We start from the raw sequence: 6,910 nt of genomic DNA, 5'->3' as shown, positions 1-6,910 counted from the left end.
TCGGCGGTGTGCTGGGTGATGACGGCCTCCTGGGTGGCGTCCTCGGTGGCGACGGCGGCCTGCTCGGCGGTGTGCTGGGTGACGACGGTCTTCTGGGCGGCGTCCTCGGTGGTGACGGCGGCTTGCTCGGCGGCATCCTCGGCGACGACGGCCTGCTCGGTGGTGTCCTCGGCGGTGTGACCGGTGGCGACGCTGGCGGTCTGCTCGACGGCATCCTCGGTGACGACGGCCTGCTGGGCGGTGTCCTCGGCGGTGTGACCGGTGGCGACGCCGGCGGCCTGCTCGACGGCATCCTCGGTGACGACGGCCTGCTGGGCGGTGTCCTCGGCGGTGTGACCGGTGGCGACGCCGGCGGGCCTGCTCGACGGCGTGCTGGGCGACGACGGCCTGCTCGGTGGTGTCCTCGGCGGTGACGGCGGCCTCCTGGGCGGCGTGCTCGGCGGCGGCGAAGGCGGTCTGCTCGGCGGCGTCCTCGGTGACGACGGCCTGGTCGGCAGCCTGCTCGGTGCCGACGGTCTCGTGGGCGGCCTGCTCGGCGGCCTGACGGGTGGCGCCGAACCGGTGGCCGGCATCCTGGAACCGGTGACGAGCATCCTCGACGGCTCGGCCGGCTCGGTGGTCTCGACGGTGGTCGAAACGGTGACGAACGCAGTCGAACCGGTGACCGACATCCTCGCCGGCACGCCGGCAGCCCCGGTGGCCGCGGTCGTGACCGGTGTGCTGGACACCGTCGAACACACGGTGGCCCCGGTGCTCGACAACGTGCTCACCCCGATCACCAGCCTGCTCGACCAGAGCCCGGCCGGCGGTGCCCTGGCACCCGTGACGAACATCCTGCACGGCCTGCTGGGCTGATCCAAGGACACGAAGAAGGAGGAAGGGAAACCTCGATAGCAAGCAGACAGGGACGGGCCGTCAGCGGCCCGTCCCGCGAAAGGACCGTCATGAACAAGAATTTCCGGATACTGGCCCTCGTGGCAATGGGCGCAAGCCTCGCTGCCTGCGGTGTGCCTCCCAAGGGCGGTCGCGACGACGCGACCTACTACTACTCCAACAAGAGCGTGCGCGAAGTGCCCAAGGTGGAGCCGGCACCCCCGCCGCCGCCGCCGAACACACCGGCCAAGATCGTCTACTTCGACTTCGACCGATACGACGTCAGGACGGGCGACCGCAGCATCGTCGAGGCGCACGCGGGCTACATGCGCAACCGGCCGGCGAGCCGGGTCGTGATCGAAGGCCACACCGACCTGCGCGGCGGCCGCGAGTACAACCTCGCGCTCGGCCAGCGCCGCGCCGAGGCCGTGCAACGCATGCTCACGCAGATGGGCGTGCCGGGCGAACGCATCGAAGCCGTCAGCTGGGGCATTGAAAAGCCCGCATCGCTTGCCACCACCGAGGAGGGCCATCAGCTCAATCGTCGCGCCGAGTTCAGCTACCGCTGAATCGGGAGCACGCGATGATTTCACGGGCGGTTTCCGGTCCGCGATTACGTCATCCAAGCGAGAGCAGATGACGGACGCGACCGGCCTTCGCCCGCATTCGACCGGGGCCGAATGATGTCCTTCTCAGACCAGCTCCACGCCTGCCACGAGCGCCTGGTGTCCGTGTGCGCGGCGTTGCCTGCCCCGTACCCGGCCTTCACGCTCTTCTTCTCGGTGAGCGACGGCTCCCAGCGTGCGCACGTCGTGCATGCGCGGGCCGACGACTTCGAGACCGCCTGGCGCGAAGGCGCCGACCTCGTCGAGCGATGGGTGCGCGAGCGCGGCATCGTCTCGCCCTGGCTGCGCATCGACTGGGTCGAGGGCGCCAGTCCCATGGACTGGACGCAGTTCAAGACCCAGCTCACCGCGGTCAAGCGCAACTACTTCCGGCTCGGCCTGGCCTTCGACCAGGACTTCGGCTTCGCCTTCACCGAGCAGGAACTCAACGCCAACGCCATGCTGTGCGGCGATTCGACCATCGCGCATTCGGTGGTGAACGTGCGCAACTTCGACGTCTATGCGCAGGCGCGCTTCGAGCGCACGCTGCCGCTGGAAGAGTCGTCCGAGCGCACCGTGTACCTGCTGGCCACGGTGGGCGTGTTCTGCCAGCCCGACGGCGTGGTGCACAAGCTCGTGGGCACGGGGCTCGACGCGGGCCGCCGCCAGCTGCCGGCGCTCAACCCGCAGGCGGTGCTCGAGCTGGTGCGCAGCGGCTCGTCGTACCTGGCGCGCCAGATGCAGAGCGACGGCCTGTTCGTGTACGGCTACTTTCCGTGCTTCGACCGCCGCATTCCGACCTACGACGCGATGCGCCATGCGGGCACCGTGCACGCCATGCTCGAGGCCTGGGAGCTCACGCGCGACGACACGCTGCGCGCGGCCATCGACCGCGCCATCGACCACCTCACCGACGCGCTGATCCGCGACTACACGCTGCCCGACGGCCGCGAGGTGGCCTACCTCGTCGACACCGGCGGCGAGATCCGCCTGGGCGGCAACGCGGCCTGCGTGCGCATGTTCGTGCGCTACTGCGAGCTGATGGAAACGCGCCACTGGCTGCCGCTGCTGGAGAAGCTCGCGCTGGGCATCGTGGCGCTGCAGGACCCGGCCAGCGGGCGCTTCGACCACGTGCTGCACGCGGCCGACCTGTCGCTCAAGCAGGCCTCGCGCGTCATCTTCTACGACGGCGAGGCGGCCTTCGGCCTCATGCGCCTGTACGGCCTCACGCGCGATCCGCGCTGGCTGGCCGCGGTCGAGAAAGCCTTCGACCACTTCATTGCGAGCCAGCACTGGCAGTCGCACGACCACTGGCTCAGCGGCTGCGTGAACGAGCTCACGCAGTGGAGCCCGCAGGAGCGCTACTTCCGCTTCGGGCTGCAGAACGTGGCGGGCTACCTGGACTTCGTGCTCGACCGCAAGACCACCTTTCCCACGCTGCTCAGCCTCATGCTGGCGGCGCAGCAGATGCTGCAGCGGCTGGAGAGCATGCCCGCCATGCGGCACCTGCTCGACGAGCTCGACACCGAGAAGTTCTACCGCGCGCTCGACTACCGCGCGCACTACCTGCTCAACGGTTTCTTCTGGCCCGAGATGGCGATGTACTTCCGCCGGCCGTCCACGGTCGTCGGCGCCTTCTTCGTGCGGCACCACTCGTTCCGCGTGCGCATCGACGACGTCGAGCAGTACGTGACCGGCTTCGCGGCCTACCACCGCTACCTGCTCGACCGGCGCAGCCAGCCCGGCGGCGCGGGTCCCGGCGGCGGTGGTGGCGGCGTGCGCGACGACGGCGCGGTCTGGACGGCCAGCGAGATGGCACGCGTGACCGGCGGCGAATGGGTGGTCAAGCCCGAGGACGGCTGGCGCGCCACCGGCGTGACCCAGCGCACCTTCATGCGCAAGGGCCGCGTCGTGTTCGAACACCAGGCCCGGCCCTCGAAGACGCCGCTGGCCGCCGTCACGCTCAAGGGCGTGCTGCAGCCGGCCGCGGCCGTGCTGTGCACCGACCCCAAGCCGCACCTGGACAAGCGCGTGCCCGTGCTGCAGGTGTCCAACGTGCTGCAGGCCGTGCTCGAGTTGGGCGACCACGCGCGCACCGAGTTCACCGGCCGCGTGTGCGGCGTGCTCGGCAGCGGCGCGGGCAGCAGCACCGTGGCCGCCATGCTGGCCGGCGCGCTCACCGTGTGGGGCGAGGTGGCGCAGCCCGAAGGCAACATCAGCCTGCCGTCGGGCATCGCGTGGAACCTCACCTGCATGCCGCGCCATGCCGCCTACTGGGTGCTCGAGATGGGGACCTCGCACATGCCGGCCTCGGCGCAGCTGATGCGACCGTCGCTCATCGTGGTGACGGGGCTGTCGGCCGCGTCGCAGAAGCACCGCGGCCCGTCGGAGGCCGCCGCGCGGCTCGATTGCCGCATGTTCCAGGCCATGGCCGCGGGCGATCGCGTGGTGCTCAACCGCGACATGCCCGAGTTCGCCACCTTCGCCGAAGCGGCCATGGCGCACCAGCTGCAGATCGTGACCTACGGCGAGCACAAGGACGCCGACGTGCGCCTGCTCGCCTTCGACCACGGCGAGGTGCAGGCCGAGGTGGCCGGCGAGCCCTTCCAGCTGCGCCTGAATGCGCCGGGCCGTCACATGGGCGCCAGCGCCGTGGCCGCGCTGGCCGCGCTGCAGGCGCTGCGCCTGCCGCTGGCCGCCGCCGTCGAACCCTTTGCCCACTTCGAGCCGCCGGGCGGACGCGGTGCGCTGCACACCATTCACATCGGCGGCGGGAGCTTCAAGCTGATCGATGAAACCTACGACGCCAACCCGAGTTCGATGCGGGCGGCGCTTGAGTTGCTGTCACAAGCCCCCTGCGAGCCTGCGCGCCGGGTGGCCATCCTGGGCGACATGCAGGAGCTGGGGCCCGCGGCGCAACGCCATCACCTCGATCTGGAGGCCGAGTTGCTGGCGTCGCAACCTGACCGCGTGCTCCTGTGCGGACCTTTGATGCGGGCGCTTCACACGCGCATCCGCACCAAGGTCCGCTCCCATTGGTTTGTCGATGTGTCCGACCTCTCCACCGCACTCGGCGGGCTGCTGCAACCAGGCGACTGGGTGCTGGCCAAGAGCTCCGCCGGTGTCGGTCTTTCCCGGCTGGCCCGGGTCTTGAAAGCACTGCCATGAGATGGAACGCATTGGTCCACATCCCCTATGAATCCGAACGCGAGGTACCCCCGCGGCGCTGGTGGCTGGGCTGGCTGCAGCTGCTGTGCGCCTGGGTGCTGCTCATGCTGCTGTGCGCCAACATCGCCCTCGTTTTTGCCGAAGGCCTGCCGGGCTCATCCGGCCGCACCGCGACCCACAGCCATGCCCACAAAACGATGAATTGCACGCTCAGGGAAAACGCCGCGCCGCAAGGAACGCGCGGTACGGAAACGACCGGTCCGGCGCACGTTCGCACCTACCGATGCTGAGAGGCGTCAGAGGCGAATTTTTGCCTTGTAACAGTCGGGTAACAGTTGATAATGATGCAGGCGTCGTTGCCCGACGGATCGGTCTTTTTCCATGATCAAGTTCCTCTTGCCCAGCCAGCTGGTTGCCGACAGGCCGGAAGTCCCCGGCGCCAGTCCGTATGCCAGTGCGCTGAACGATGCGTTTCGCGCGGCCTACCCGCTCGTCAAGAGCGCGGCCTGGCTGTCGCTGCCGATCAGCCTGTTCGGGCTGCTGCCTTCGATCTTCCTGCTGCAGGTGTATGACCGCGTGCTCTCGCGCAGCGGCGTCTCCACGCTCGCCGCGCTGGTGAGCGGCATCCTGTTCTTCCTGTGCATCGAGTTCTGGTTGCGCACGCGGCGCTCGCGCCTGCTGCGCAACGCGGGCGCCACCGTCGACCACGGCGTGTCGGGCGCGCTGCTGCACTCCATGCTCGGGCGCCCGCTGCGCGCGCTCGAGGCGCGGCCGGCCTCGTCCTGGCAGCTGTTCTTTCGCGACGTGGGCGCGGTGCGCGGCACCGTCACCGGCGGGCTCGCGCAATCGATCTTCGACCTGCCGATGGCGATCTTCGCGCTGATCGTGATCGGCATCGTCGCGCTGCCGGTGCTGCCCGTGGTGGCGGCCTTCCTGGCCATCATGGCGTTCCTGGCCTGGTGGTGGGCCGACGAAGTGCGCGCCGGCCGCGTCGAAGAAGTGCTGCGCGGGCGCGGCCTGGATCGCATCACCTCCGAGATCTGCCATGCGCGCGAGACGCTCAAGGCGCAGTCGAACGACGGCCCGACCATCGAGGTCTGGCAGCAGACCTACAACGCCTGGCTCAGCGAGAGCTTCGGCAAGAACGGCCAGATCGAAACCGCGCGCGACGGCACCACCGTGCTGCTCACCGTGTTCTCGGTGATCGTCGTCACCGTCGGCGCCATCGCCGTCATGCAGCAGTGGATGACGGTGGGCGGCCTCGTTGCTTCCAACATGCTCGCGCTGAAGGCGCTGCAGCCGGTGGCCGGGCTGGTGTCGAACTGGCGCGCGCTGGCCACCGCCAAGGAAGCCGCCAAGCGCCTGGAAACCGTGCTCGGCGAGCCGGTCGAGAAGGCGCCCACCGGCATGGCGCTGCCGCAGCCGCTGGGCCGCGTCACGCTGAAAGACGTGAGCTTCAGCTTCACCGAAGACGCACCGCAGCCCGTGCTCGAAAACGTCGACCTCGACATCGGCCCCGGCGGCCTGCATGTGATCGTCGGGCGCAACGGCGCGGGCAAGTCGACGCTCGTGAAGCTGCTGTCGGGCCTGTACACGCCCACGCACGGCGTGGTGAGCATCGGCGAGTACGACCTCTCACAGTTCGGCCGCGAAGAGCTGTCGCGCTGGATCAGCTACCTCTCGCAGGAGGTGTACTGGTTTGGCGGCCCGCTGGTCGACACCATGCGCCGCGGTGCGCCGGGCCAGAGCGACGAGCAGATCGTGGCGGCCTGCAAGCTCTCGGGCGCGCACGACTTCATTTCGCGCCTGCCCGACGGCTACCGCACCGTGGTGGGCGAGGGCGGCACCGGCTTCTCGGTGGGCGAGCGGCGCAAGCTCGCGCTGGCCATGAGCTTCCTGCGCAAGCCCTCGGTGCTGGTGCTCGACGAGCCCAGCAACGACCTCGACTTTCAAAGCGAGCGCAACCTGCTCGCGACCATGCTCGCGGTGGCCAAGGTGCGCACCGTGGTCGTGGTCACGCACTCGCTGCGCATCGTGTCGGCGGCCTCCGCCGTCTATCACGTCACCGGCCAGGGCAACGTGGAAATCGGCTCCGCCGCCGTCATGGTGCCCAAGCTCTTCGGCGTGAAGAAGCCGCTGGTGGCGCTGGGCGACAGCACCGACGACGGCAGCAGCAACAGCAATGCAGGCGTCCCGGCCGCCTCGCGCTCGATGGCGTGAGCAAGCAGGCCACGCGATGCGTGATTCGTGGTTGCCACGGATCG

General features: G+C 69.4%; 6 protein-coding genes. All 6 read left to right on the top strand.

The window, feature by feature from the left end:
• Positions 1-413, top strand: a 413-nt coding sequence (locus AC07SQ_RS09230) for a hypothetical protein (RefSeq protein WP_495313005.1), incomplete at its 5' end; no start/stop codon positions are given.
• Positions 340-855 carry a hypothetical protein gene (locus AC07SQ_RS09225; RefSeq protein WP_495313004.1) on the top strand — a complete coding sequence of 172 codons (516 nt, stop codon included), beginning with the start codon at positions 340-342 and terminating at the stop codon, positions 853-855. The genes AC07SQ_RS09230 and AC07SQ_RS09225, both read left to right, overlap by 74 nt.
• 89 nt (positions 856-944) lie before the next feature.
• Positions 945-1,442, top strand: coding sequence for an OmpA family protein (locus AC07SQ_RS09220; RefSeq protein ID WP_062479666.1), 498 nt, complete (start codon positions 945-947; stop codon positions 1,440-1,442).
• Positions 1,443-1,553: 111 nt separating this feature from the next.
• Complete coding sequence (locus tag AC07SQ_RS09215) at positions 1,554-4,646, top strand: glutamate ligase domain-containing protein (RefSeq protein WP_495272064.1); 3,093 nt, start codon at positions 1,554-1,556, stop codon at positions 4,644-4,646.
• Entirely contained in the window at positions 4,643-4,936 is a 294-nt protein-coding gene (locus AC07SQ_RS09210) for a hypothetical protein (protein ID WP_495272065.1), read from the top strand. Before AC07SQ_RS09215 ends, AC07SQ_RS09210 begins: the two co-directional genes overlap by 4 nt.
• 91 nt (positions 4,937-5,027) lie before the next feature.
• Positions 5,028-6,866, top strand: coding sequence for a peptidase domain-containing ABC transporter (locus AC07SQ_RS09205; protein WP_495272066.1), 1,839 nt, complete (start codon positions 5,028-5,030; stop codon positions 6,864-6,866).
• Positions 6,867-6,910: the final 44 nt, after the last annotated feature.

Source organism: Variovorax sp. GW821-FHT06D12 (assembly GCF_059419205.1).
This window is presented reverse-complemented; position numbering and strand designations above follow the sequence as displayed.